At 59.4% G+C, this 24,469-nt stretch carries 24 protein-coding genes and 1 tRNA gene; 10 read left to right on the top strand and 15 right to left on the bottom strand.

The features are described from left to right. Positions 1–3 precede the first annotated feature (3 nt). Positions 4–1,050 carry a tRNA preQ1(34) S-adenosylmethionine ribosyltransferase-isomerase QueA gene (gene queA / locus J2T60_RS01145; protein ID WP_253444250.1) on the bottom strand — a complete coding sequence of 349 codons (1,047 nt, stop codon included), beginning with the start codon at positions 1,048–1,050 and terminating at the stop codon, positions 4–6. A 105-nt stretch (positions 1,051–1,155) separates the two neighbouring features. Here queA and J2T60_RS01140 point away from each other — a divergent pair. From J2T60_RS01140 to fdxA, 3 genes are all read left to right on the top strand, one after another. After that, positions 1,156–1,242, top strand: a tRNA-Leu gene (locus J2T60_RS01140). A 67-nt stretch (positions 1,243–1,309) separates the two neighbouring features. After that, the gene (locus tag J2T60_RS01135; protein ID WP_253444247.1) at positions 1,310–1,876 is read left to right on the top strand and encodes an NUDIX hydrolase; all 567 of its coding nucleotides are present in this window, start codon (positions 1,310–1,312) and stop codon (positions 1,874–1,876) included. Between the two features lie 105 nt (positions 1,877–1,981). Further along, complete coding sequence (fdxA, locus tag J2T60_RS01130; RefSeq protein ID WP_253444243.1) at positions 1,982–2,305, top strand: ferredoxin FdxA; 324 nt, start codon at positions 1,982–1,984, stop codon at positions 2,303–2,305. A 58-nt stretch (positions 2,306–2,363) separates the two neighbouring features. Here fdxA and J2T60_RS01125 read toward each other — a convergent pair whose 3' ends face one another. The 5 genes from J2T60_RS01125 to J2T60_RS01105 form a co-directional block, all read right to left on the bottom strand. Continuing rightward, positions 2,364–2,981: a DJ-1/PfpI family protein gene (locus J2T60_RS01125; protein WP_253444240.1), complete on the bottom strand. Its 618-nt coding sequence runs from the start codon at positions 2,979–2,981 to the stop codon at positions 2,364–2,366. 9 nt (positions 2,982–2,990) lie between these two features. Further along, the gene (gene traF, locus J2T60_RS01120; protein WP_253444237.1) at positions 2,991–4,376 is read right to left on the bottom strand and encodes a conjugal transfer protein TraF; all 1,386 of its coding nucleotides are present in this window, start codon (positions 4,374–4,376) and stop codon (positions 2,991–2,993) included. Between the two features lie 205 nt (positions 4,377–4,581). Continuing rightward, the gene (locus J2T60_RS01115) at positions 4,582–5,991 is read right to left on the bottom strand and encodes a DUF4397 domain-containing protein (RefSeq protein WP_253444234.1); all 1,410 of its coding nucleotides are present in this window, start codon (positions 5,989–5,991) and stop codon (positions 4,582–4,584) included. A gap of 242 nt (positions 5,992–6,233) precedes the next feature. Beyond that, positions 6,234–6,446 carry a DUF3185 family protein gene (locus J2T60_RS01110; RefSeq protein ID WP_253444231.1) on the bottom strand — a complete coding sequence of 71 codons (213 nt, stop codon included), beginning with the start codon at positions 6,444–6,446 and terminating at the stop codon, positions 6,234–6,236. A 92-nt stretch (positions 6,447–6,538) separates the two neighbouring features. Next, positions 6,539–7,177, bottom strand: a complete 639-nt coding sequence (locus J2T60_RS01105) for an XRE family transcriptional regulator (RefSeq protein ID WP_253444228.1) — start codon at positions 7,175–7,177, stop codon at positions 6,539–6,541. Positions 7,178–7,347: 170 nt separating this feature from the next. Between J2T60_RS01105 and J2T60_RS01100 the strand changes: the two genes are divergently transcribed. The 3 genes from J2T60_RS01100 to J2T60_RS01090 all read left to right on the top strand — a co-directional run bounded on the left by J2T60_RS01100 (position 7,348) and on the right by J2T60_RS01090 (position 8,823). Then, positions 7,348–7,644: a helix-turn-helix domain-containing protein gene (locus J2T60_RS01100; protein ID WP_253444225.1), complete on the top strand. Its 297-nt coding sequence runs from the start codon at positions 7,348–7,350 to the stop codon at positions 7,642–7,644. A 121-nt stretch (positions 7,645–7,765) separates the two neighbouring features. Continuing rightward, positions 7,766–8,314, top strand: coding sequence for an LOG family protein (locus tag J2T60_RS01095; protein WP_253444222.1), 549 nt, complete (start codon positions 7,766–7,768; stop codon positions 8,312–8,314). Continuing rightward, entirely contained in the window at positions 8,311–8,823 is a 513-nt protein-coding gene (locus tag J2T60_RS01090) for a GNAT family N-acetyltransferase (protein ID WP_301288282.1), read from the top strand. The genes J2T60_RS01095 and J2T60_RS01090 overlap by 4 nt, the downstream gene beginning before the upstream one ends. On the opposite strand, the gene trhA is transcribed toward J2T60_RS01090, so the two are convergent. Together trhA and ribA are read right to left on the bottom strand one after the other, a co-directional pair. Then, positions 8,816–9,451, bottom strand: coding sequence for a PAQR family membrane homeostasis protein TrhA (trhA, locus tag J2T60_RS01085; RefSeq protein ID WP_445376046.1), 636 nt, complete (start codon positions 9,449–9,451; stop codon positions 8,816–8,818). The genes J2T60_RS01090 and trhA overlap by 8 nt on opposite strands. Before the next feature lie 60 nt (positions 9,452–9,511). Beyond that, complete coding sequence (gene ribA, locus J2T60_RS01080) at positions 9,512–10,135, bottom strand: GTP cyclohydrolase II (protein ID WP_253444212.1); 624 nt, start codon at positions 10,133–10,135, stop codon at positions 9,512–9,514. Between the two features lie 373 nt (positions 10,136–10,508). Between ribA and J2T60_RS01075 the strand changes: the two genes are divergently transcribed. After that, on the top strand, positions 10,509–11,729 hold the full coding sequence (locus tag J2T60_RS01075; RefSeq protein ID WP_253444209.1) for a cyclic di-GMP phosphodiesterase: 1,221 nt from the start codon (positions 10,509–10,511) through the stop codon (positions 11,727–11,729). Positions 11,730–11,798: 69 nt separating this feature from the next. Here J2T60_RS01075 and lpdA read toward each other — a convergent pair whose 3' ends face one another. The 3 genes from lpdA to aceE form a co-directional block, all read right to left on the bottom strand. Then, positions 11,799–13,586, bottom strand: a complete 1,788-nt coding sequence (gene lpdA, locus J2T60_RS01070) for a dihydrolipoyl dehydrogenase (protein WP_253444206.1) — start codon at positions 13,584–13,586, stop codon at positions 11,799–11,801. 139 nt (positions 13,587–13,725) lie between these two features. Beyond that, positions 13,726–15,411, bottom strand: a complete 1,686-nt coding sequence (gene aceF, locus J2T60_RS01065; protein ID WP_253444203.1) for a dihydrolipoyllysine-residue acetyltransferase — start codon at positions 15,409–15,411, stop codon at positions 13,726–13,728. A 129-nt stretch (positions 15,412–15,540) separates the two neighbouring features. Next, positions 15,541–18,207, bottom strand: a complete 2,667-nt coding sequence (gene aceE / locus J2T60_RS01060) for a pyruvate dehydrogenase (acetyl-transferring), homodimeric type (RefSeq protein WP_253444200.1) — start codon at positions 18,205–18,207, stop codon at positions 15,541–15,543. A gap of 194 nt (positions 18,208–18,401) precedes the next feature. Here aceE and J2T60_RS01055 point away from each other — a divergent pair, with 194 nt between their 5' ends. The 3 genes from J2T60_RS01055 to rnt all read left to right on the top strand — a co-directional run bounded on the left by J2T60_RS01055 (position 18,402) and on the right by rnt (position 21,699). Then, positions 18,402–19,916, top strand: a complete 1,515-nt coding sequence (locus J2T60_RS01055) for a M17 family metallopeptidase (protein WP_253444197.1) — start codon at positions 18,402–18,404, stop codon at positions 19,914–19,916. 89 nt (positions 19,917–20,005) lie between these two features. Beyond that, positions 20,006–21,052: a dihydroorotase gene (gene pyrC / locus J2T60_RS01050; RefSeq protein ID WP_253444194.1), complete on the top strand. Its 1,047-nt coding sequence runs from the start codon at positions 20,006–20,008 to the stop codon at positions 21,050–21,052. Then, positions 21,049–21,699, top strand: a complete 651-nt coding sequence (rnt, locus tag J2T60_RS01045) for a ribonuclease T (RefSeq protein WP_253444191.1) — start codon at positions 21,049–21,051, stop codon at positions 21,697–21,699. The genes pyrC and rnt overlap by 4 nt, the downstream gene beginning before the upstream one ends. A 162-nt stretch (positions 21,700–21,861) precedes the next feature. On the opposite strand, the gene grxD is transcribed toward rnt, so the two are convergent. From grxD to J2T60_RS01025, 4 genes are read right to left on the bottom strand one after another with little or no spacing between them, the layout of a single operon-like run. Next, positions 21,862–22,182, bottom strand: coding sequence for a Grx4 family monothiol glutaredoxin (gene grxD / locus J2T60_RS01040; RefSeq protein WP_253444188.1), 321 nt, complete (start codon positions 22,180–22,182; stop codon positions 21,862–21,864). A gap of 29 nt (positions 22,183–22,211) precedes the next feature. Beyond that, positions 22,212–22,565, bottom strand: coding sequence for a BON domain-containing protein (locus tag J2T60_RS01035; protein WP_253444185.1), 354 nt, complete (start codon positions 22,563–22,565; stop codon positions 22,212–22,214). A gap of 40 nt (positions 22,566–22,605) precedes the next feature. Then, complete coding sequence (locus J2T60_RS01030) at positions 22,606–24,162, bottom strand: hydantoinase B/oxoprolinase family protein (RefSeq protein WP_253444182.1); 1,557 nt, start codon at positions 24,160–24,162, stop codon at positions 22,606–22,608. A gap of 19 nt (positions 24,163–24,181) precedes the next feature. Further along, positions 24,182–24,445 (bottom strand): DUF1289 domain-containing protein, encoded by a 264-nt coding sequence (locus tag J2T60_RS01025; RefSeq protein ID WP_253444179.1) that lies wholly within the window; start codon positions 24,443–24,445, stop codon positions 24,182–24,184. Between the last annotated feature and the right edge of the window lie 24 nt (positions 24,446–24,469).

The raw sequence follows: 24,469 nt of genomic DNA, 5'->3' as shown, positions 1-24,469 counted from the left end.
CGGTTAACAGGGTTTCTCTTCCTGGGTTCGTGGATCGATCAACATGGCATCGCCGTAGCTGAAAAAGCGGTAGCGCTTTTCCACGGCGTGACGGTAGGCGGCCAGGGTTTGTTCATAGCCACCAAAGGCGCACACCAGCATTAACAAAGTGGACTCGGGCAGGTGGAAATTGGTGATCAGACGATCCACCACCCGAAAACGATAGCCGGGGCGGATGAACAACTGGGTCTCGCCTTCAAAGGGCTCAAGCACCCCGCCGGCGGCCGCCGTTTCCAGGGAACGCACCGCCGTGGTGCCCACCGCCACCACCCGTTTGCCTCGCGCCCGGGTCTCCCGAACGGCCTCGCAGGTGGCTTCGGACACGGACAACCATTCACTGTGCATATGATGGGCATCCAGATCCTCGACCCGGACCGGCTGAAAGGTGCCCGCCCCCACATGCAAGGTCACTCGGGCCTGGCGCACGCCCTTGGCATCGAGGGCATCCAGGGTTTCCTGATCAAAATGCAGCCCGGCCGTGGGTGCTGCCACGGCACCGGGTTTGTTTGCATACACCGTCTGATAGCGACTCCAATCGAGCTCGGTATCCTCGCGCTGAATATAGGGGGGCAACGGCATGTGGCCGGCCTGCTGCATGAGATCGGCCAAGCTACCCTCAGCCAACACCAGCTCAAAAAGGCCTGCTTCACGGCCCACGACCGTCAAGCGGCCCAAATCACCGATCAGGATATCCGCACCAATCGGCGGGGCATTGCTGGCCCGCACATTGGCCAGACAACGATTATCGCCAATGACTCGTTCCACCAGCACTTCCACCCGCCCCCCGGTGGCCCGGTGACCCCGCATCCGGGCCGGAACAACCCGGGTGTCATTAAAAACCAGCAAATCATCCGGCGCCAGCAAGGCCGGTAGATCCCGGAAGCGACGATCCTGACACTCGCCCGAGCGGCCATCCAGGTGCAACAGACGGCTGGCGGAGCGCTCAGGCAGTGGCATCTGGGCGATGAGCTCTTCGGGGAGATCGAATTGGTAATCGCTACGCTGTTTCATGGCGACGCGAATCTTACCATCCCGCCGTCTTGGAAGCGCGGTCACCGGTCAGCCGTATGCCACTAGCTGAAAGGGGGAGCAACATGGTATCTTTTCGCCTTCGTCGCCCGGGTGGCGAAATTGGTAGACGCAGGGGATTCAAAATCCCCCGGCCGCAAGGCCATGTCGGTTCGAGTCCGACCCCGGGCACCATTTCCCGTCCCGCGCGGGGCCCCGCCGGTGATCCTTCCGGCCTCCCCGGCCTTTGTCGATAAACGACATGAAATACTGTTCCGAGTGCGCCACCCCAATCAGTGTGCGAATTCCCGAGGGTGACAGCCTCCCCCGCTATGTCTGCAATCACTGCGGCACCATCCATTACCGAAACCCCCGTGTAGTGGTAGGCTGCGTGCCCCAATGGCAGGACAGAATATTGCTGTGCCGACGTGCCATCGAGCCCCGGCACGGTTACTGGACGGTGCCGGCGGGTTTCCTGGAAAACGATGAGACCACCCGGGAGGGGGCGGCCCGGGAGACCCGGGAAGAGGCCTGTGCCGAGGTGACCATCGGCAGCGCCCTGTCCATGACCCATGTGGTGCATGTGAACCAGATCCATCTCATGTATCGGGCCCAAATGAATCAGGCGGATTTCGCCGCCGGCGAGGAAAGCCTGGAAGTGGCTCTGTTCCGCCGGACGGAAATCCCCTGGGATGAGCTGGCCTTTCCCAGTATTCGTTTCTGTTTGGAGTCCTATTTCGCGGATTTGGATCGCGACAGAGAGGATTTTCATATCCAGGATGTACGCCGCCCCATGCACCCGACACCCCCTGCGGGGGGCGATAGCTGAATCATGCCTCTGGCCGGGCCAGGCGCGAATCCGGCCGGCCAGCTATGGCACAATAGGGGCAGAGTCTTTCAACATGATAATAATCCAGTCAGGGGAGCCGACCTCATGACCTATGTGGTGACCGAAAACTGCATCAAGTGCAAATACACCGACTGCGTGGAGGTGTGCCCGGTGGATTGCTTCCACGAAGGCCCCAACATGCTGGTGATTGACCCGGAAGAGTGCATCGACTGCACGCTTTGTGAACCGGAATGCCCGGCCGAAGCCATCCTCTCGGAAGATGACCTACCCGAGGGACAGGAGCATTTCCTGGAACTCAACGAGGAACTATCCCAGGACTGGCCGGTACTCACGGAGAAGAAAGAGCCGCCGGAAGACGCCGACGACTGGGATGGAAAACCCGGCAAGCTGGATATGCTGGAACGCTAAATTCGTCCCGGCAAAACAATAAAAAAGCCGCTGCAGCTTCTGGCTACAGCGGCTTTTTTCATGGACAGGCAGGGGGTCGGTACTCCATGTAATCGGCGGTCTCGTCGGCGACTGCCTGGCCCTCCCAGCGGGCCAGCAGGTGAAGGGCCGCATCAATGCCGGCGGAAATGCCCGCCGCGGTGATCAGGTTGCCGTCATCCACCACCCGCCGCTCACGTACCAGGTGACAATCGGGTGCCAGCTCGCTCAACCAGTCCAGATAACGCTTATGAGTGGTAGCCGAACGTCCGTCCAGCAAACCGGCCCGGGCCAGTACCGCAGCACCGGTGCAGACGGACATGAGTACGTCCAGTTGCGGCTGAAGCGCCCGCAGAGTGGCAATGACCGCAGAATCTTCCATCAGGACCCGCACGCCATAGCCCCCCGGCACGATCAAGGCCCGCAGACCCGAAACCGCCCCAAGGGGCTGGTCCGGAAGGACCCGCATGCCTCCGGTCGCCGTCACCGCCTCGGTGGAAGTCCCCAGCAATACCGGCGGACAGGGAGAGGTACTGCCCTGGCGCCGATCTGATGCTCGCCGGGCCACTGAGAAGACCTCATAAGGTCCGGCAAAATCCAGCACTTCCACCTGGTCGAAAACCAGGATGCCCACTTGTCCCGAATGGTCATCGCTCATGGGTGCCGATCAACCACCAAAGCTGAGACCGAACTGCATATACGCCGCCACTTCCCGGCTGCTGCTGGCGACGCCGAGATCCACGCGTACCGGCCCTGGCGCGAAACCGACCCCAAAGGATGCCACATCATCGATGATGTCCGAATCAGCAAGGTTCATGCGATAACCGGCTCGCAACTGAAGCCACTGGAGGGGGCGCAACTCACCACCCAGGGACAGGAAACGAGTGTCAGGCCCGAAACCCATGGGCTTGTTCTCGGTGAGATCCAGGTCCGTGGCCAGGGTGAACATCCGCCGGTCCCAGCTGAAGCCCACCCTGACCTGTGGCTCCAGGTCAATCTCATTGCCTTCGATGGTCTCAAAGGTTTCGGGAATCAGGTTCTTGACGGTGGCGCCGATGCGCATGTCATCCCGAATGGGCATGGCAAAACCCAGGTCCACATTAAACAGGCTGCCATGACTCCGTTCCCTGTCATCAATATCCACATCACGCTCATCTTGCACCCCAACCACATAATCAAAGGTGCTGACATCGATCACCTTTGGAGTCACGCCGAAGGCCACTTCCCGACCGGCAATCTGGAAGTCCCGGGCAAAGGTCAGGCCGAATTCACTCAATATCGCGCCCTGGAACTGGAACTCCGAGAGAAATTCATCCACGGTTTGATCGTCAGGCAACTCCCGGTCCCGGCATTCTTCCAGGCGATCCTGGTCGGGATCACTGCCTTCGGCGGCTTCTTCCAGACACCCGACAATACCGGACGCCTGATCGAAGGCGGATCCCACCAGGCCAAAGTCATTGGGATCCAGCTGGAAGGCACCACCGGCATAGGCCCGGGATTGATAGTGCAGACCGGTTCCCCATTGTCCGATGCGGGTTCCAAAGCTCCCCGAGCCTCGCAGATCGAAGGTCAGGGGCTTGTCAGACATGGCCGCGATTCGCTCTTCCAGCTCCTCTTGAGTCATGCTGACCTGCCCCAGATCATTCGACAACAACGCAATATCCGACTCCAAGGCCTCATTACTGTCGTAGGCGTCATCATCGATCCGAGCTCGAATCATCTCAAAAGTATTGTTGAAAGTACCGATATCATCACCAATGCGATCGACCACGTTGCTGTCATCGTAGTCATCATAGGCATCAATGAAATTGTCCCGGTCCGCCACCGAAACCCCCAAGGTCGGGAAAGCGAAACCCGAGCGATAATTGCGCATATTGGGTGAGGCCAAGGCGGAGTTATAAAGTACCGAGTTCGGGCCTTCCGCTGTCGCAGTGGAAGCACCACCCATACCCAGCGCCCTGGGGTCGGACGGAAGATAAGGCTCGGCCAGCACACTGGCGGATCCCGCAATGGCCGCCGACACCAGTACACCTCGACAAAGCATTTTTTTCATGGGGCCTTCCTCTTGACGAATCCTCAAAACACGCCAGGCACTCACCACCGCCGCATTGGCAACCTCGAGCACCTTCTATATGACAAATTATGGTCTCTACAAGAGGAGATTGAAATGAGAATTTCGGTCGAGTTGACCCGATGGTGGCATAAAAAAGAAGACCGGCACCCGAGAAGGGTACCGGCCTTGCCAGTCGGGCCAGGAATCATTCTGGACTGCGGTCCAGAATGATCAGCAGGTTTGCTTCTTCGGTACCGCTTTCATCCACGGGCAGTGCAACGACGGTATAGACATTGCCTTCACCGAGTGCCAGATCAGCCGGACCGATGACATTGTCACCGCCATCCGAGGTCACGACTTCCACCGAGTACTCACCAGCCGCCACATCCAAAAAGCTGCTGGCAGTCAGTTCTTCCAGCGCTTCGATCACGGCAGCACCATCGGCTTCAACATCCACGGTGGGACCACCAGCAATGCCGTGCACCGCACGCAGAGCACTCTCGCCTTCCTCAGCGGGACCGACCCGGTCGGCTTCCACCAGGAACGCCACCGTTCCATCATCAACGCTGCCCAGGGCAAATACCGAATAGGCATTACCCGGCTGGGGCTCGATATTTTCAAGTGGGACGGCCGTGCCACTGCCTTCCAGAACCACCCGCGCTTCGTATTCGAAGTCGCCCAGGATGCGGGCATAACCGGTGTCCTCTCGATAGGACAATCCGGTGACCAGAGTCATCCAGTTATTGTCTTCTCCGGCCCGCTGAACCTCCACGGTGACATCACCAGCGTCCGGACTGCCATGCACGGCACGCAGCTCCGATTGCTGATCGATCAGCGGCAGGAAAGGTAGGCTATCGGAACCGGTTGCCGCACCGATCAATATGGGCGAAAAGCCCGCATCTGCGTTAAGGGCACCAGCCAGCAAGGAAGCCCCTTCAAACTGCGGGAAATCCGCCACATAGTCATAAATGACCGTCTCGGAGTCTCCGGCGGCCGTCACTCGCAGCCGACTAACCTCAGCGGGCGCCTCGATGTAAGCATCCGCGATGTCACCAAAGGCCAGGTTTTCGGCTACCGGCTCTGCCTCATCCAGGGCGTCATCCAGACCGGTGACATAAAGGTCCACGTTGGGGGCACCCACAGCCAGATGGGCGGGCCGAACCTTGACGAAACCATCGCTTACCCCCTCATTACTGTCGTCCACCAAGGCAGTATCCAGATTCTCCGATTCCACCGACCCCCAGACAATCAGGGTGTACTGCCCATCCTCGGAAAGACTCACTTCAGCGCTTAACACCGCATCTTCCAGATCACCACCCGCAGCCACGATAGAAACGGTCAATGCGCTGGCAGGCACTTCCAGATAGGCGCTGGCTGCGGGAAAACTGACTCCCTCCGCCACTCTCTCCTCGCCAACAAAGATATCAACCTCACCGGCATCGGGCGAGGCGTGGTAAGCCCTCAGCTGAGCGGTCACTTCAGCCTCGCCATTGTCGTCGCCATTTCCATTGCCATCGTCATCGCTGGAACTACTGGATGAGCTGAAACAGCCACTGCCGCCAATGGTGAAAAAGCTCAGCAACAGGGCCAACAGTATTTTTCTGTATAGGGTCATCTCTCAATCCTCCTGGTTAAGGCGGTCAATTTCGGTCCGGAGTGAGGCAAAACCTATACACTCCGTACAACAACCGCAAATAGAATGTAGATCATGTACATGAAATATACAATAATCATACAAAGAAGAATTAAAAATAATCCCTCGGCAGAAAGAAAGCCCCCTCCGAACCCAAAATTCTGAACCAAAAAAACCGCGCCCCTCTCGGGACGCGGCCCAGATTGCATCGAATTGGCGGGGCTTCAGCCTTTACGACCGCCAAACACCGTCAACAGCAGTCCGGCCACAGCCGCCGCCGCACCACCCACCAAGTACCAAGTCGTTTCATCACTGTAGCGACCGGTCACTTCCTCCCGGGCCTGTTCGGTCAGTGATTCGGTGGATTGCCAACCGAAGTAAATCAGCAGCAACCCGACCACAATCAACACGATGCCCACAATGCGCTGTATCGGCATACATTAAGCTCCTATTGGTCCAATTTCCCCTAAGAGTAGACCATGGCGACCGTTTTTTTCACTCGCATTCCATCAACGACTCACCTGGCCCTTTAGGCAATCCGATTGCCCACCCAAACCACTTTGCCATAGACACTGAGCTCATCCTTGTGCGCCTTGCGCAGATACTGCTCCCGATAGGCTGGATTGTCATTTACAGCCAGAACACCACCTTCCACATCGAACTGCAGGCGCCGCAAAAGCAGAATATCGTCCACCTCAAGAAGAAAAATGCCCTCTTCCTGCAATATGTTGACACTTACATCCACCAGCAACAGGGAGCCATCGCAGATCGTCGGCACCATGGAATCGCCATGGGCCTCCAGTAATCTCAGATGCCTTTCCTCCCACCCCTGCCGGGCAATCCATTCCCGCTGAAAACCCAGACCACCATTGCCGGCCACTTCACCTGCCCTTCGCGGTGGATCTGCCTTGCTCACTGCTGGGCGTTGAACCAACTGAAATTCAGAGACGGGTTCGCCCCCGTTGGACCTCGAGGTTCCTTCTCCGGTCAGCAACCAATGACCGGACACGCCGGCAACCCGTGCAATATCCGCCAACCGGGAAGCCTTGGGTTCGGCCGTACCAGATAGATAGGTCTCCAGTGTGCGGCGCGGTATCCCGGTGGCGCGCGCCAGGCTGGCTCCGTTTCCGACCAATTCCGCGCATTTCCTCAGGCGAGTCTTCAACATATCCCTACTCCCAATGGCTGCCTTGCAAACATTTGACCCATTGAATTTGGGTCTCTGCGCCATATTTATTCGTGATAATGGCTGCAGGCCACGTGTCCTGGTGGCAATGTTTCCCATAAATTGGCAAGATACTGCTCAATACTGTCGCAGCACCCTGCTAGAAGACGTCCATGTCAACGCAACTGCCCAAACATATTCGAGCCGACTCCGCTTTACGCCGGGAATGGATCAAACAACAGCTTCGCCGCCGGGGATCTTCCCTGGCCCAGGTGGCACGGGAGCATGGTGTTTCTCGCGATGCACCCATTCTTGCCCTGCGAAAACCCTACCCCCGTATGGAACGGGCGATTGCCGAAGCACTCGACCTGGCTCCAGAAGCCATCTGGCCGGAACGCTACGATGCCAATGGTCGTCCCAATCGCCCCATCGGGCGACCCAAAAAGTCTATCAGCAAGAAGGCCGATTGATACAGGGCCGAATTCACCCTGTCGCTGAATAAGCCTCCCCGTCAAACCCATCCCACTGCCATGATCCACTGTGCAGACTGGTACACTGCCGCCTGACTCATCAAGCACATCGGGTAAGGCAGTGAAAAACATCTGCGTATTCTGTGGTTCCCGCCCAGGCACCCTGCCTGTCTATCGGGAAGAGGCCATAAAACTTGGGCAAACCCTGGCTCGACAAAAACGCCGTCTGGTTTTCGGGGGCGGCCGCGTGGGCCTGATGGGGGCCCTGGCAGACGCCAGCCTGGCAGAGGGCGGTGAAGTCATTGGCGTGATCCCGGAGTCATTGATGGCTCGGGAAGTCGCTCATGAAAAACTGCACCGCCTGGAAGTGGTTTCCGACATGCTCAGCCGAAAACAGCGCATGATCGACCTCTCTGACGGTTTTATTATTCTGCCCGGTGGTCTCGGCACTCTGGATGAATTATTTGAAGTGCTGACTTGGCAGCAACTGGGCCTGATCGACAAGCCGGTTTGCCTGCTGGAAACGGGCAACTTTTTCCGGCCACTGCTGAATTGGCTGGACAATGCCGTGGAACACGGTTTCATGGATGCCCGACACCGGGATCACATGAGCCGTGCGACAACACCTGAAGAAGCACTGAAAAAGCTCGATGCGGGGGCAACGGCATGATCCGGTCTTCACACGGGCTGCGAGCCGCCCGGGCTGAGGACTGGCCGGCCATGCGATCGATTTTCCTGGCCGGCATCGCCACCGGTCAGGCCAGTTTTGAAACCGAGGCAACCTTGCCGCAATGCTGGGACGATTTCACCCGCAGCAAGCACCCGGAGTCGATCACCGTCATCCATGATGATATGGGGCGAATAGCGGCATGGGGTGCCTTGGCCCCCACCAGCACCCGTTACTGCTATCGGGGTGTGGCCGAGGTTCAGCTCTATGTGGCCCCTGAATCCAGGGGCCACGGCCTGGGCGCCCGGATACTGGCAGATCTGATTCGATTTTCCGAGACCTATTGCCTCTGGACCCTTCAGGCGGTGGTCTTCCCCGAAAACCGGCCCAGCATCCAACTGTTTGAAGCCCATGGCTTCAGGCAGGTGGGCTATCGGGAGAAAATCGCCCAGATGAATGGGGAATGGCGGGACACCCTGCTATTCGAGCGGCGCTCGCCACACATCAAGTGAGCAGTTGAAAGCTCACCGCAGTGAAGTGACAGAGGCTGCCTCCCAGCACGAAGAGGTGCCAAATCGCATGGCTATAGGGAACTCGGCGGTTGTGGTAGAAAATGGTTCCCAGGGTATAGGTCACCCCACCTATCAGCAGCCAGGTCAGGGCCATGGGATGCAATTCCCGGGTCATGGGTACCACCGCGATAATGGCCAGCCAGCCCATGGCAATATAGGTAGCGGTGGATAGCAATTTGTATCGCCCAGTGAAAAAGAGCTTCAATACAATGCCCAGGGCTGCCATTCCCCAGATCACACCGAACAGGGACCAGCCCCAGCCCCCGCCCAGACCAACCAGGGTGAAAGGTGTATAGGTACCGGCGATCAACAAAAAAATCGCACAGTGATCAAACACCTTGAGGCGGCGGCGAACCAGTGGATGCCTGGCCGAGTGATAGAGGGTGGAAGCCGAGTAGAGCAGCAGCAGACTGGCGCTGAACACAGCTGCGGTCACTACTTCCAGTATCCCGGCGTGAAGGGCCGATGCCGTAATCAGGGCAACCCCGCCCCCGACACTCAATAGAACGCCAAGCCCGTGAGTCAGGCTATTGGCCAGTTCTTCGCGCGGATCATACTGCGCTGTCATCATCCACCCTCTGGAAAAACAGACCTTGTGAGGAAAGAATAGCAGACACGGTCACAACGCTCAGGACTCCTTCGATGGCTCGAAGAGGTGCCCCATGCGGTCCCGCTTGGTATCCAGATAGGACTGATTATGGGCATTGGGATCGGCGATGATGGCTTCCCGGCGATGGATGGCAATGCCGTCGGCCTTGAGCGCCGACAGCTTGGCCGGGTTGTTGGTCATCAGGCGGACCGGACCTGCACCCAGCCAGCGCAGAATATCGGCTGCCGGCCGGTAGCTGCGTAAATCCGCTTCGAAACCCAGCTTCTGATTGGCTTCCACTGTATCCAGACCCTCGTCCTGCAGGGCGTAGGCCCGGATCTTTTCGGTCAGGCCGATCCCGCGCCCCTCTTGGCGGAGATAGACCAATACGCCGGCACCGGCTGCCGCGATGCGCGACAGTGCCTCATCCAGTTGACTACCACAATCACAGCGCAAACTGCCCAGGACCTCACCGGTCAGGCACTCGGAGTGGACCCGGCACAGGGGCGTCGCCTCAGCCGCCAAGTCTCCGAGCACCAGCGCCACATGCTCCCGCCCGCTTTCGCATTCGGTGAAAACATGCATTTCGAAGCAACCATGGCGGGTCGGCATACGGCACTGACTACTATGGACCACGCTGACCTTGCCGGTCTCGGGAATCATGAAAAACCTTCGTGATGGCAGATTCAGCCACTCATTTTACCTGTTTTGGCAAGCCCCCGCCCAACAAGAAAGGCTGGCGGACCTAGCAGCGTCAGGTACCGCTCATCGGCAGACGAACGGGGCACCACGCTGATCCCCCCGTCGGCCACCATTGGTCATGAGTCACCCGTTTTTTTGGGCTGAAAAGGTTCAAAAACAAGCGTCTATCGGGTAGCTTTATATTCAGAAAGCCTTGGAAGCTTCCCCACGCCACGGACTGCCCTCAAGAACCCTGAACGGGAGGTCATCGTGCCCCCGGAATTGGAGGCATCCCAAGGGCCCAACATAAACCAGTCGGCGTTCCACTAGCGACGATGCCACGAGGGTCACCGCCATGCCCAGCAGGAAAATGACCATCGACCAGCTGGTCCCCGGCCTCTACGTGAGTCGGCTGGACCGGCCATGGACGGAAACCCCCTTCCTTTTCCAGGGCTTTGAAATCAAGACCCGGGAAGAGATCGACACCCTCAAGAAGTACTGCCGCTTCGTCTGGGTAGACGAGGAACGCAGCACAGTCGCGCCGCCCCAGGCCCGCAACCCGGAGGCCAATGCCACCATTGCCGCGGCCCGGCGGCAGGATCAGCGAGGCAGTGCGCCACCTCTGGCGGAAACCTTCCGCCAGTCTCTGAGCAAGACCGAGTCTGCTCGTATCGAAGCCCGTGAAATCATGGGCGATGTAATCGGGCGCCTGCGGGGCAATGTGGGCTTTCAGATTGATGAACTCTGGCCCCATGTGCAGGAGCTGCACCGTCAACTGAGTTACTCGCCGGATGTGATGCTTTGGCTGCTAAGCATGAGGGACTATGACGATGCCTTGGTTGAGCATTGCGTCAACGTCTGCGCGCTCTCACTGATGATTGGTGAAGAACTGGCGCTGGACGGCCGCAAACAGGCCACCCTGTCCCTGGCCGCATTGCTGCATGACGTGGGCAAGACCAAGCTACCCCGCCATGTGGTTTTCCAGGAAGGGCCGCTGAATAAGGAAGACCTGGCCATGGTCCAGCAATGCCCGATCGAATCGGAAAAGATGCTGCTGGCCTCGGGTGTGCCCAAAGGGGTGGCTCGGATCGCCCGCCATCACCAGGAACGGGTGGATGGCTCCGGCTTTCCCGATGGTCTCAGTGGCGAGGCGGTCACACTGCCCATGCGAATCGTGGGGCTGGCCAACAGCTATGACGCCATGACCGCCACTTGGCCCAAGAAACTCTCCCTGTCCAGTCACCAAGCCCTGATTTCCCTGTCACGCCAGGCACCCAACCGTTGGGGCAAGGAAACCGTGGATGCGCTGGTGCGGCGTCTGGGCATCTATCCGCCGGGCAGCCACGTCAGTCTGGATGATGGTGCCGAAGGCATTGTCGTAGGCAGCCGGCCTCAGAATCGCCTTCGTCCTCTGGTGGTCATTCACCGCAACCCGGGAGGGCGCATGCTTAACCGCATGGCCGTGCTGGACCTGGCCCGTGACGGCGAGAAACGTCGTATCCGGATGGCTTTGGCCCCGGACGGTGAACACAACAAGTTGATGCGGCGCATTTCGGACGAGGTACTGGCGGCCTGAATCACCGCCGGATGAGAAAATGAAGCCGTCAAGGCCCCGGCCCACGCCATGGTCCGGGGCCTTTTGCTTTTAGCGACGCTTTTTCTTGGGAACGTAGAGGTCGGTCAGAGTGCCCTCAAAGGCCTCGGCACTAAAGGCCACCGTCTCGCTCAGGGTGGGATGAGGGTGGACTGTCAGGCCGATATCCGTGGCATCGGCCCCCATCTCGATGGCCAGGGCCATCTCCGCGATCAACTCACCCGCATTGGGACCCACAGCGGCACCGCCCAGAATGCGGTCGGACTTGGGATCAAACAGCAGCTTGGTCAGTCCCTCGTCCCGGCCCAGAGACAGGGCCCGGCCGCTGGCCGCCCAGGGGAAACTGCCCACTTCATAAGCAATGCCCTGCTCCTTGGCCTCGGTCTCGGTCAACCCCACCCAGGCCACTTCCGGATCGGTATAGGCCACGGAGGGAATCACGCGGGCATCGAAATAGGATTTCTCGCCTGCGGCCACTTCCGCAGCCACCTTGCCCTCATGGGTCGCCTTGTGGGCCAGCATGGGTTGGCCCACCACATCGCCAATGGCGAAGATGTGATCTACATTGCTGCGCATCTGGTGGTCCACTTCGATGAAGCCGCGCTCATCCACCTGGACCCCGGCCTTGTCCGCGTCGATCTTGCCGCCATTGGGGGCACGCCCCACGGCCACCAGAACCCGGCCATAATAGGTCGGCCCGGGCACATCCTTGCCTTCAAAGGTGACCTTGATGCCTTTCTTGTGGGCCTCGAACTTGCTGGCTTTGGTCCCGGTCATGATCCGCCCGTACCGTTTGGACACATGGTTCTGATACGGCTTGACGATGTCCTTGTCGGCACCGGGCATGAGCTGGTCGGTCAGCTCCACCACATCAATCTCCACCCCCAGGGAGGAATAGACATTGGCCATTTCCAGACCGATGATGCCGCCGCCCACCACCAGCATCTTCTTGGGCAGTTCTTCCAGCTCCAGGGCATCGGTGGAATCCATTACCCGGGGATCGTCATGAGGGATAAAGGGCAGCTTCACAGGTTGGGAGCCCACCGCAATCACGGCCTTGTCAAAGTGAATGGCGGTTTCCTTGCCCTCTTTTTCCACCATCACATGGTGATCATCGGCAAAGCGACCAGCACCAGTCACGACTTCCACCTTGCGCTTCTTTGCCAGTCCGGCCAGGCCACCGGTGAGCTTGCCCACCACCTGGTTTTTCCAGTTCCGGAGCTTGTCCCGGTCGATCTTGGGCTTGCCGAAATCCACGCCGTGATCGGCCATGTATGCGGCTTCATCAATCACCTTGCCGGCATGCAGCAGGGCCTTGGAAGGAATGCAGCCCACATTCAGACAAACGCCACCAATAGAGGGGTAGCGTTCCACCAGAATCACCTTGAGTCCCAGATCCGCGGCCCGGAAGGCGGCGGTATAACCACCGGGGCCGGAACCCAGTACCAGCAGGTCACAATGTTTGTCCGCGTCACCGGAATAGCTGGCGGCAGCCGGTGCCGACTTCTCAGTTTCCTGTTCACCGGACGGCTTCTCCGTCTTCCCTGCCCCCTCAGCATCCGATTCTTTCTCGGCGGATTCAGTCTCGGCGGCTGCTTCAGCAGCCTCCAATTCAGCGATCACTGTGCCTTCGGACACCTTGTCACCGGAAGCCACTTTGAGACTGATCACTTTTCCGGCCTGGGGAGCGGGCACATCCATGGCGGCCTTATCGGTTTCCAGGGTAACCAGGCCGTCTTCGGCCGCCACCTCATCCCCTTCCGACACCAGCACATCAATGACCTCGACTTCGTCGAAATCGCCGATGTCTGGGACCTTGACTTCGATCTTATCCGCCATGGGTTAGCCTTCTTCAAGTATTGTTCAAGTTTCTGTTGTACGGGCTTCGAACCGGTCCAGCTACAAGCTACAAGCTCCAAGCTGGGAAGGACTGCTTGTAGCTTGTAGCTTGTAGCTTGTGGCTTGAGACTTGAAGCTCCTACATCACCAAATTCCGACACTCGCCCAAAACATCCGCCAGATAGCGGGTAAAGCGGGCCGCAGCCGCACCGTCGATGACCCGGTGGTCATAGGACAGAGACAGGGGCAGGGTCAGGCGCGGCTCGAAATCCTGGCCATTCCAGACCGGCTTCATCTCGGCCTTGGACACGCCGAGGATGGCTACTTCCGGGGCATTGACGATGGGTGTGAAAGCCGTACCGCCGATGCCTCCCAAACTGGAGACGGTGAAGCAGGCCCCCTGCATATGCTTTTGTTGCAGCTTTCCATCGCGGGCCTTCTTGGCTAGATCACCCAGCTCACCGGCCACATCAAAGACAGACTTCTCATCCACGTCCCGAATCACCGGCACCACCAGGCCATTGGGGGTATCGGCGGCAAAACCCAGATGGAAGTATTTCTTCATCACCAAGTGCTCGCCATCCGGATCCAGGGAGCTATTGAAATCCGGGAATTCCCGCAGGGCATGAACACAGGCCTTCATGATGAAGGCCAGCGGGGTCATCTTGATGCCCATGGCTTCGGCATCGGATTTCAATGCCTTGCGCACGGCGTCCATCTTGGTGATGTCGGCGTCATCATGCTGGGTAACATGAGGGGCATTGACCCAGCTTGCCTGCAGCCGAGGCCCGGAGATCTTCTTGATCCGGCTCAGGGCGACCCGCTCCACATCCCCGAACTGGGAATGATCAATATCCGGCACCTGGGGCAGACCGCCACCACCGCTGGCACCGCGAAGCTGGGACTTCACCCATTTTTTCACATCATCATGCGTGATCCGGCCCTTGTAGCCGGAACCATGAATCTTGACGAGATCCGCACCCAGTTCCCGGGCAAACTTACGAACGGAGGGGCTGGCATGGGCCTTGGCAAAACCGGATTCATCAATCGCGGGCAGGGAGCCTCGGTCCGGCTTACTTTCAGCCTTGGGCTTGTCTGAGGATTGCGCTTTTGGCGCTGGCGCGGCCTTTTCGTCGCTCTGTTTATCGCTAGCAGCGGCTTTTTCGTCTTTCTTATCAGCAGGCGTCTCAGCGGCAGAGGATTCGCCACCAATAAGTGCTTCCATCACCGCCACCACAGAGCCCTGGGAGACCTTGTCACCGGACGTCACCTTCACCGACTTGATGGTCCCGCCATGAGGCGCGGGTACATCCATGGCGGCCTTGTCGGTCTCCAGGGTGACGATGCCCTGCTCTTCTTCCACTTCATCGCCTTCGGAGACCAGGACATCGATCAATTCCACTTCATCGAAGTCACCGATGTCGGGAACGGTGATCTCCACTTCCTTTTTTTCACCAGCCGGGGTTTTCTTTTCCTCACTTTCCGAGGAGCTGTCATCGGCTTCATCAGACTGGGAAGGTGCCGGCGTTTCGGAGGCCTCCTGGGCGTCGTCTTTAGCGGCGGGCTCTGCATCCGCCCCAGCGTCCGCCGCTTCCAGCTCAGCGATCACCGTGCCTTCGGACACCTTGTCACCGGAAGCCACCTTGAGACTGGCCACTTTACCGGCCTGGGGCGCGGGCACATCCATCGCCGCCTTGTCGGTTTCCAGGGTGATCAGGCCATCCTCGGCCTCCACGCTGTCCCCTTCCGCCACCAGCACATCAATGACTTCGACCTCATCGAAATCACCGATATCCGGGACCTTGACTTCGATCTTATCCGCCATGGGTTAGCCTTCTTCAAGTATTGTTCAAGTTTCTGTTATACAGGCTTCGAACCGGTCCAGCCCCAAGCCTCAAGCTGCAAGCCGGGAAAGACTGCTTGAAGCTTGAGGCTTGCAGCTTGTAGCTCCCTGTCACACCGTGACAGGATTCGGCGCTTCCGGGTCGATGCCGTATTTCTTGATGGCTTCGGCCACCTTCTTGCCGTCCATCTGCCCTTCATCGGCCAGGGCCTTCAGGGCCGTCACGACAACGTGGTATCGATTGACTTCAAAGAAGCGCCGCAGGTTTTCCCGGCTGTCACTGCGGCCGTAGCCATCGGTGCCCAGGGTCAGAAAACGGCGGTTCATCCAAGGCCGGATCTGGTCCGGGAAGGCCCGGATGTAATCGGTGGCCGCCACGGCCGGACCATCAAAGCCTTCCATCTGTTTTTCCACCCAGCTGCGGCGCGGCTTCTTGGTATCCGGATGCAGACGGTTCCAGCGATCCACATCCATGCCGTCACGCCGCAGTTCGGTGAAGCTGGTGGCACTCCAGATGTCGGCAGTGACACCGAAGTCCTCTTCCAGCAATTCGGCCGCGGCAATCACTTCCCGGAAGATGGTGCCGGAACCCATGAGCTGGACCCGCTTCTTCTTGCGCTTATCACCCTGGCGGAAGAGATACAGGCCTCGCTTGATGCCTTCCTCGGCCCCATCCGGCATGGCCGGGTGGGCATAGTTCTCATTCATCATGGTGATGTAGTAGAAGACACTTTCCTTGTCTTCATACATGCGCTTAAGCCCGTCATGGACCACCACGGCCATTTCATAGGCAAAGGCCGGATCATAGGCCACGCAGTTGGGGATGGTGGAGCACAGGATATGGCTATGCCCATCCTGGTGCTGCAGGCCTTCGCCATTGAGCGTGGTCCGCCCGGCGGTCCCACCCATGAGAAAGCCCCGGGCCTGCATGTCACCGGCCGCCCAGGCAAAGTCACCAATGCGCTGGAAGCCGAACATGGAGTAGTAGCTGTAGAAGGGAATGGTGGGCACACCCCAGTTCGCGGGTGCCGTGGCCGCCGCAATCCAGGATGACATGGACCCGGCCTCGGTAATCCCTTCCTGCAGGATCTGGCCGGTCTTCATTTCCTTGTAGAACATCAGCTGATCGGAGTCCTGGGGCTCATAGAGCTGCCCCACGGAGCTGTAGATCCCCAGTTGACGGAACAGGCCATCCATACCGAAAGTACGCGCCTCATCCGGAATGATGGGCACCACATACTTGCCGATCTTCTTGTCCTTGGTCAGTGCGGTGAGCATCCGCACAAAGGCCATGGTGGTGGAGATTTCCCGGTCGGTGCCATTGAGATACTGCTTGAAGATATCAATGGGCGGGATTTCCAGCTTCGGCGAGTTGTCCTTCCGGGCCGGCAGATAGCCGCCCAGCTTCTCCCGCCGTTCCTTCATGTACTTGATCTCGGGACTGTCTTCCTTGGGCCGGTAAATCGGCACTTCATTGATCTGCTCATCGGAGATGGGCAGATTCAGACGGTCCCGGTAATACTTGAGGTCTTCCTCACCCAGCTTCTTCTGCTGGTGAGCAATATTCTTGGCCTCGCCGGCCTTGCCCATGCCGAAGCCCTTGACCGTCTTGGCCAGGATAACGGTGGGTTGGCCCTTGTGATTGACCGCATGGTGATAGGCCGCATAGACCTTGCGGGAATCGTGGCCGCCCCGGTTGAGCCGCCAGATCTCCTCGTCGGACATATTGGCGACCATTTCCTTGAGCTCCGGGTACTTGCCGAAGAAATGCTCCCGGGTATAAGCACCACCCTTGGCCTTGAAATTCTGGTATTCCCCGTCCACGGCCTCTTCCATGCGCCGGCGCAGCAAGCCATGGGTATCCTTCTCCAGCAGCGGATCCCAACGATTGCCCCAGATCAGCTTGATCACATTCCAGCCGGAACCCAGGAAATCGGCTTCCAGCTCCTGGATGATCTTGCTGTTGCCGCGCACCGGCCCATCCAGGCGCTGCAGGTTGCAGTTGACCACAAAGATCAGATTATCCAGACCTTCCCGGGCGGCCAGGCTGATGGCGCCCAGGGATTCGGGCTCGTCCATTTCCCCATCACCCAGGAAACACCAGACCTTGGCATCCTTGGGATCAATCAGGCCCCGATGCTCCAGGTAACGCATGTAGCGGGCGTGATAGATGCCCATGATGGGGCCCAGGCCCATGGAGACGGTGGGGAACTGCCAGTAATCCGGCATCAGCCAGGGGTGGGGATAGGAGGTAATGCCCTTGCCGCCCACGTCTTCCCGGAAATGCAGCAGCTGTTCTTCGGTCAGGCGGCCTTCCAGATAGCTGCGGGCGTAGATGCCCGGCGAGGAATGGCCCTGAATGTAAACCTTGTCGCCGGGATGCTCATCACTGGGCGCGCGCCAGAAATGGTTGAAGCCCACTTCATACAGCATGGCCGAGGAGGCATAACTGGCGATATGCCCGCCCAGCTCGGTGCCCTTGCGGTTGGCATGAACCACCATGGCCATGGCATTCCAGCGGATCATGGCCTCGATACGCTTTTCCAACTCCCGGTCACCGGGATAACCCGGTTCGCGCGAAGTGGGAATGGTGTTGAGATAGGCGGTATTGGGCCGATAGGGCAAATAGGCCCCGGAACGGCGGGCGTGGTCAATCAGCTGTTCCAGCAGGAAATGCGCCCGTTCCGGACCATGCACGGCCAGGGATGACTCCAGGGATTCAATCCACTCAAGAGTCTCTTCCGGGTCAACATCATTAAACTTGTCATTATCTGCCATGGTAAATCCTTGTCAGAAGGCTTTTTTTCTTCATCTTCCGGGCAATGGCCCGCTCAACAGGCCATCCGGAAAGCGGCAGCCGCCAGATGCCGGTACAGGGCGCTGACGGGATCGCGAGGGGGATGGGCAAAGGGCCCGGAGTTCAAACAGCGTGTATGATCGTTTCTTGCCACTCCGAGGTCAAGGACAAAGCCATGAAAGTGACGTTGCCGGACTTTCCGAAAATCGAGATAAAACAGGATACAAGCCTGCCTGATGAGGCCATTCTGGCGGACTTCGATGCCATGATCTGGATCATGGACGGGGGCGATTCGGCGCACAGCATTCAAACAGCCCGGGACGAGGCGGATGAAAGTCTATCCGCGGTGGCTGAACAAGCCCTGGAACGTCATCCGGCAGACAGCGAGCTGATCTATCTGAATCACCCGGCCACCAATGCCCGCGTGGCCCTGCTGAGGCCAGAGACGGCACCCTCGCCTTTCCAGGCACTCACACTGGCCCGCCAGGCTATCGCGGGGCTTTTGACTGATCGGCCCAGTCGAATCGCGGTTCTGAATCTGGGGCAACAGCACAACGCCACGGCCGACACCCTGGCCGAAGCCCTGGTTTCGGCCTTGCATGCAGCCCTTTTTCAACTGCCACGGCTCGGCAAGCCCGCCCCACCGCCGCCCATCATTCAAGCCATGCATTTTCATCGTTTCACCGGTGCCCCGGATTTCAGCCGGACGGAAGCCACGGCAGAGGGGAATAATCTGGCCCGCTGGCTGACCCACATGCCACCGAATCAGCTAACACCCGGCCATTACCGGGAGCTGGCTGAAACCCTGGCCAAGCGGGAAGGTTGGAAAAGCCGCTTTTTGGACCGGAAACAACTGAAACGGGAGGGAGCCGGCGCCTTTCTCTCGGTGGTAGAAGCCAGCCCCAATGACGATGCCGGCATCCTCCACCTGCAATATCGACCCAGCGGCAGCGATGGATCCAGCCTGGCCCTGGTGGGCAAGGGAATTTGCTTTGATACCGGCGGCACCAATCTGAAAAATGCCGGCGGCATGCTGGGCATGCATGGGGATATGCAGGGCAGTGCGGTGGCCCTGGGCACCCTGCTGGCCCTGACCCGGCTGAACTTCCCCCACCCGGTGGATTGCTGGCTGGCGCTGGCGGAAAACCACATCGGCTCCAAGGCCAGCAAATGCAACGATGTGGTCACCGCCGTGGACGGCACCACCATCGAGATCATCAACACCGATGCCGAAGGCCGCATGGTACTGGCCGACACCCTGGCCCTGGCCAGCCGGAAACAGCCACGAGCCATTCTGGACTACGCCACTCTGACCGGCAGCTGCGTGGCCGCCCTCGGCCACCGCATGAGCGGCGCCATGAGTAATCGATCGGATTGGACCCTGCCGCTGATCGAGTCGGGGGAGCGCAGCGGGGAACGGGTCTGGCCCCTGCCCTATGCCCGTGATTACGACCAGGACCTGAAATCCGAGGTGGCCGATGTCCTGCAATGCCGGGCCCCGGCGGAAGCCGATCATCTTTATGCGGCCCGTTTCCTGGGGCGTTTCGTTCCCGATGATATCGGCTGGGTCCATGTGGATCTGTCCTCCGGCAGCCGCGAAGGCGGTCTGGCCCATATCCCCAGCGATACCACCGGTTTTGGCGTGCGGTTTGGCGTGGATTGGCTGAATTGGCTGGTGGGCCGGCCTTAGGGGCACATGGTCGGCCGAAAGCGGCGGCCTGGAAGGGCCTGATACAATAATGCCTTTACGATTTCACGAGCATTGAGCGGAAACCCTTCATGGATCAGCTTGAAATCACCCGCCCGGACGATTGGCATCTGCATGTGCGAGACGGGGCCGCACTTAAGGCAGTGGTCCCCGAAACCGCGCGGATCTTTCGGCGGGCCATCATCATGCCCAACCTTACGCCCCCGGTGACCACGGTGGCCCAGGCCGAGGCCTACCGGGATCGAGTTCTGGCGGCAAGCCCGGCGGGGAGCGACTTCCAGCCGCTGATGACCCTGTACCTCACCGACAACACCGATGAAGAGACAGTGAGCGCGGCGGCGGCCCATCCGGACATTCACGCCTTCAAGCTGTATCCAGCCGGGGCCACCACCAACTCTGACGCCGGAGTCACCGATATTCGTCATATCCGGGGGGCTCTGGATGCCATGGCCGACCATGACATCCCCCTGCTGGTTCACGGGGAAGTGACCCGACCCGATGTGGACTTCTTCGATCGGGAAAAGCGGTTTATTGATGAGACCCTGACCCAGGTGGTGGAGGATTTTGCCCCCCTGCGGGTGGTGTTTGAACACATCACCACCCGGGAGGCAGTGGCCTTCGTGGAATCCGCCCCCAACCGGGTGGCGGCCACCATTACCCCCCAGCATCTGATGGAAAACCGCAACGCCCTGTTCCGGGGTGGATTGCGCCCTCATCATTTCTGCCTGCCCGTGCTCAAGCGGGAAGAGGATCGCCAGGCCTTGCTGGAAGCGGCCACCAGCGGCTCACCCCAATTCTTTCTGGGCACCGACAGCGCGCCGCATCCCAAGGGCGCCAAGGAATCGGCTTGTGGTTGCGCGGGTATCTACTCGGCCCATACGGCACTGGAGCTGTATGCGGAGATCTTTGATGCCGCCGGCTGCCTGGAGCAGCTGGAAGCCTTCGCCAGTCACAACGGTTCGGACTTCTACCGCCTGCCCCGCAACCGGGGACGGGTCCGCCTGGAGCGCAAGGAAAAGCCCGTGCCGGCGGAACTGCCCCTCGGCGAGGAAATCATCGTCCCCTTTCGTGCCGGCGAGAGCCTGGCCTGGACTGCCACCCCACTGGAATCAGCATGACGGATCATCAACATCTGGAATTTGAACCACCCAGAATCGCCAATCGCTTTCGCAGCTTTCTGCCTGTGGTGGTGGATGTGGAAACCGGCGGCTTCAACCCGGCCACCGATGCCCTGCTGGAGATTGCCGCCGTGCTGATCCGCATGGATGAAGACGGGCGTCTCCACCGGGGGGAAACCTTCCGCTATCATGTGGCGCCCTTTGAAGGGGCCAACATCGAACAGGCGGCCCTGGATGTCACCGGCATCGACCCGGACCATCCCCTGCGCCCTGCCATGAAGGAAAACGATGCCCTCGGGCGGCTATTCAAGCCCATTCGGGCGGAGATCAAGGAGACCGGCTGCACCCGGGCCATACTGGTGGGGCATAACAGCTGGTTTGATCTGCAATTTCTGAATGCCGCAGTGGAACGGGCCGGCATCAAGCGCAATCCTTTCCACCCCTTCTCCAGCTTCGACACCGCCACTTTGGGCGGCGTGGCCTTCGGCCAGACGGTGCTACAGCGGGCGGCCAGGGCGGCCGGCATGAGCTGGGACGAGAAGGCGGCCCATTCCGCCGCCTACGATGCCGAACAAACCGCCGAGCTGTTCTGTGACATCGTCAATCGTTTCCAGGCCGTCTACGAAGCAGCCGTAACCAATGACTGATTCACCCCGGCGAAGGTTCGACGTTGGCAGGCTAATCGAGGCCGAAGCCAGCCCACATCCCCACTGCTTTCAGCCTTGAGGATCGAGCTTTACGAAGAAACAAAAAGGGGGCTTCAAGCCCCCTTTTTAATGCAGTTCCCGACAATCTTCGATGATTGTTGATCAGCTCTCGCCGGCAACCGACTTGAGTTCTTTTTCCAACTCGCCGGATTCATACATCTGCATGATGATGTCGCAGCCGCCGACCAGCTCGCCCTTGATATAGAGCTGGGGATAAGTGGGCCAGTTGGAATAAGTCTTCAACTCCTCCCGCAATTCCTGATCCTCAAGGATATTAAAGTAGGAGAAAGGAACACCCACCTGTTTGAGCACCTGGGCGGTCTGGGCGGAGAAGCCGCACTGGGGAAAATCCGGCGTGCCCTTCATGTAAAGCAGAACATCATTGCTTTCGATCTGCTCTTTGATCTTTTGCTCAATATTCATGATTACTCTCTACCGTTGGTAAAATTGGATCAGCGTTGGACCGGTTCTTCCGGCTCCGGACCCTGGCGTTCCATGGGCTCTTCACTGCCATCAAATTCAATCTCGGTAATGACCCGTTCAACCCCGGGAATACGCTCGGCTCGCAGAACAGCATCGCCCACGCCCGAAGCATCATTAACAGTACCGCTCAGGGTCACCACACCATCTTCCACATCCACGTTCACCGAACCGGAACCGCGTGCCGGAGAATCCCGAATCTCCGCGCGTACCGCTCGCTCAATGGAACGATCATCATCCGGGTCCACCTCACCCACCCCGATGCAGCCCGACAAGGCCATCAGGCAGATCAGCAGCAGTATGAAAAACCGGTTTTCTTTCAACATGGAAGCCTCAGCATAGTCAGGAGATTCAAAGGATATTTTATCATGGACGCGCGGGTGGCCCCCAAGCGCCGCCCCCCGGCGTCTGAATCAGCAGCCGGTCCCCGGCCTGAACCCGAAAACAGGCCTTGCTGGGTAATTCCTGCTCATTCAGGAAGTTACGTCCCCGCGATCCGTCTCCCCCTTCGGCCAAACCCCAGGGGGCATGGCGCCGCCGCTCGCTGATGACGCTGACTTCCGCCGGTGCCAGAAATTGGTAGCAACGTTCCAGCCCAACTCCGCCATCATGGTGTCCATGGCCCCCGGATCCCTGGCGATAGCCGTAGGCGAGAACTCGCAAGGGCCAGTTCATTTCCACCACTTCCACCGGCGTGTTCAGGGTGTTGGTCATGTGGCTATGGACACCGTCCAGGCCCGGACCATGACAATGGGCCCCCATGCCGCCACCCAGAGTTTCGTAGTAGTCCCAACGGCGACCGGAGGTCGCCCCCATGGCCAGATTGTTCATGGTCCCCTGGCTGGCGGCCGCCATTTGCTCCGGCACCGCCTTGGCCAGGGCCCCCATGACCACATCCACCACCCGGCTGCTGGTCTCCACATTACCGGCCGCCACTGCCGCCGGTGCCCGGGCATTCAACAGCGACCCGGGCTCGGCATGAATTTGAATCGCCCGGAAGGCGCCCGCGGAGGCCGGGGTTTCTTCCGGCATAAGACAACGAAAGACATACAGGACGGCGGCGGCTGTCACCGACAAGGGGCAATTGATGTTGCCTTCCACCTGGGCCGCAGTCCCGGAAAAATCCACCCGGACCGCGCCCTTGTCCACCGTAATTCGGACCTGAATGGGCAAATCACGGTGGCCGAAACCATCGTCATCCATCCAGTCGGTGAAGCTAACACTGCCCTCGGGCAAACGGGCCAGGGCCGAATCGGCCAGCCGCGCCGCATAATCATTGACCGCCGCCAGATTCGCCCGCCAGTTTGACAGGCCACTGTCCCGGGCCAGGCTTAACACCTGCTCACGGCCGGAGCGGGCGGCGGCCACCTGGGCGGCAAAATCCCCCGCCACCAGGGAGGGGGTGTTCATGCGCTGGGTCAGAGCGTCCATCACGGTCTCATCCAGCTCATCGTCACGGCCAATCAGGGTGGGGGGAATAACAACGCCCTCTTCCTCCAATCGCCGTGACAGGGGCAGGGAACCGGGGCTGTCGGCCCCGATATCCGAGTGATGGGCCCGGTTGGCCACGAAACCCAGCAACTCACCGTCGAGAAACACCGGCATGATGACCGTCACATCCGGCAGATGGGTACCACCCAGGTAGGGATCATTGAGGGCGAGGATATCCCCCGGCTGCCACCCCCGGGCATCCACCACATCCGCCATGGCATGGGCCATGCTGCCGAGATGGACCGGGATGTGGGCCGCTTGCGCGCAGAGCTCACCACGAGCATCGAACAGGGCGCAGGAGAAATCCAGTCGATCCCGAATATTGGGCGAGAAGGCAGCCCGTCTGAGTACCGCGCCCATCTGCTCGCAAATGGCATCAATGCGATTGGCAAAGACGGATAGCTTGACCGGGTCAACTGTAAATGGATCCATGGGACCCCCGAAGCAGGCACTAGCTTCCGCTGTTGGCTTGCGGATCCCGTGCCGGCAGTTCTTCCACCACGCGCCATTGCTCTTCCGGGCTCAACGTTCCCCATTGGGCGATTTCATCCAGGGTTCTGAAACAGCCAATGCAATGGCCTTCATCATCCATGGTGCACACCCCCACGCAGGGGGATTCCGGCGGCTCCGGGCTCTCGGGCATGGGCCGGGGAAAGCTGGAGGGATCGTAACTGGCCGGATCCTTGAGATAACGTCTGACGGTGCTTTGGGTCATGGAATCTTGGCGTGAGCTATTAGT

It is taken from the genome of Natronospira proteinivora (genome assembly GCF_024170465.1).
GTDB lineage: Bacteria > Pseudomonadota > Gammaproteobacteria > Natronospirales > Natronospiraceae > Natronospira > Natronospira proteinivora.
This window is presented reverse-complemented; position numbering and strand designations above follow the sequence as displayed.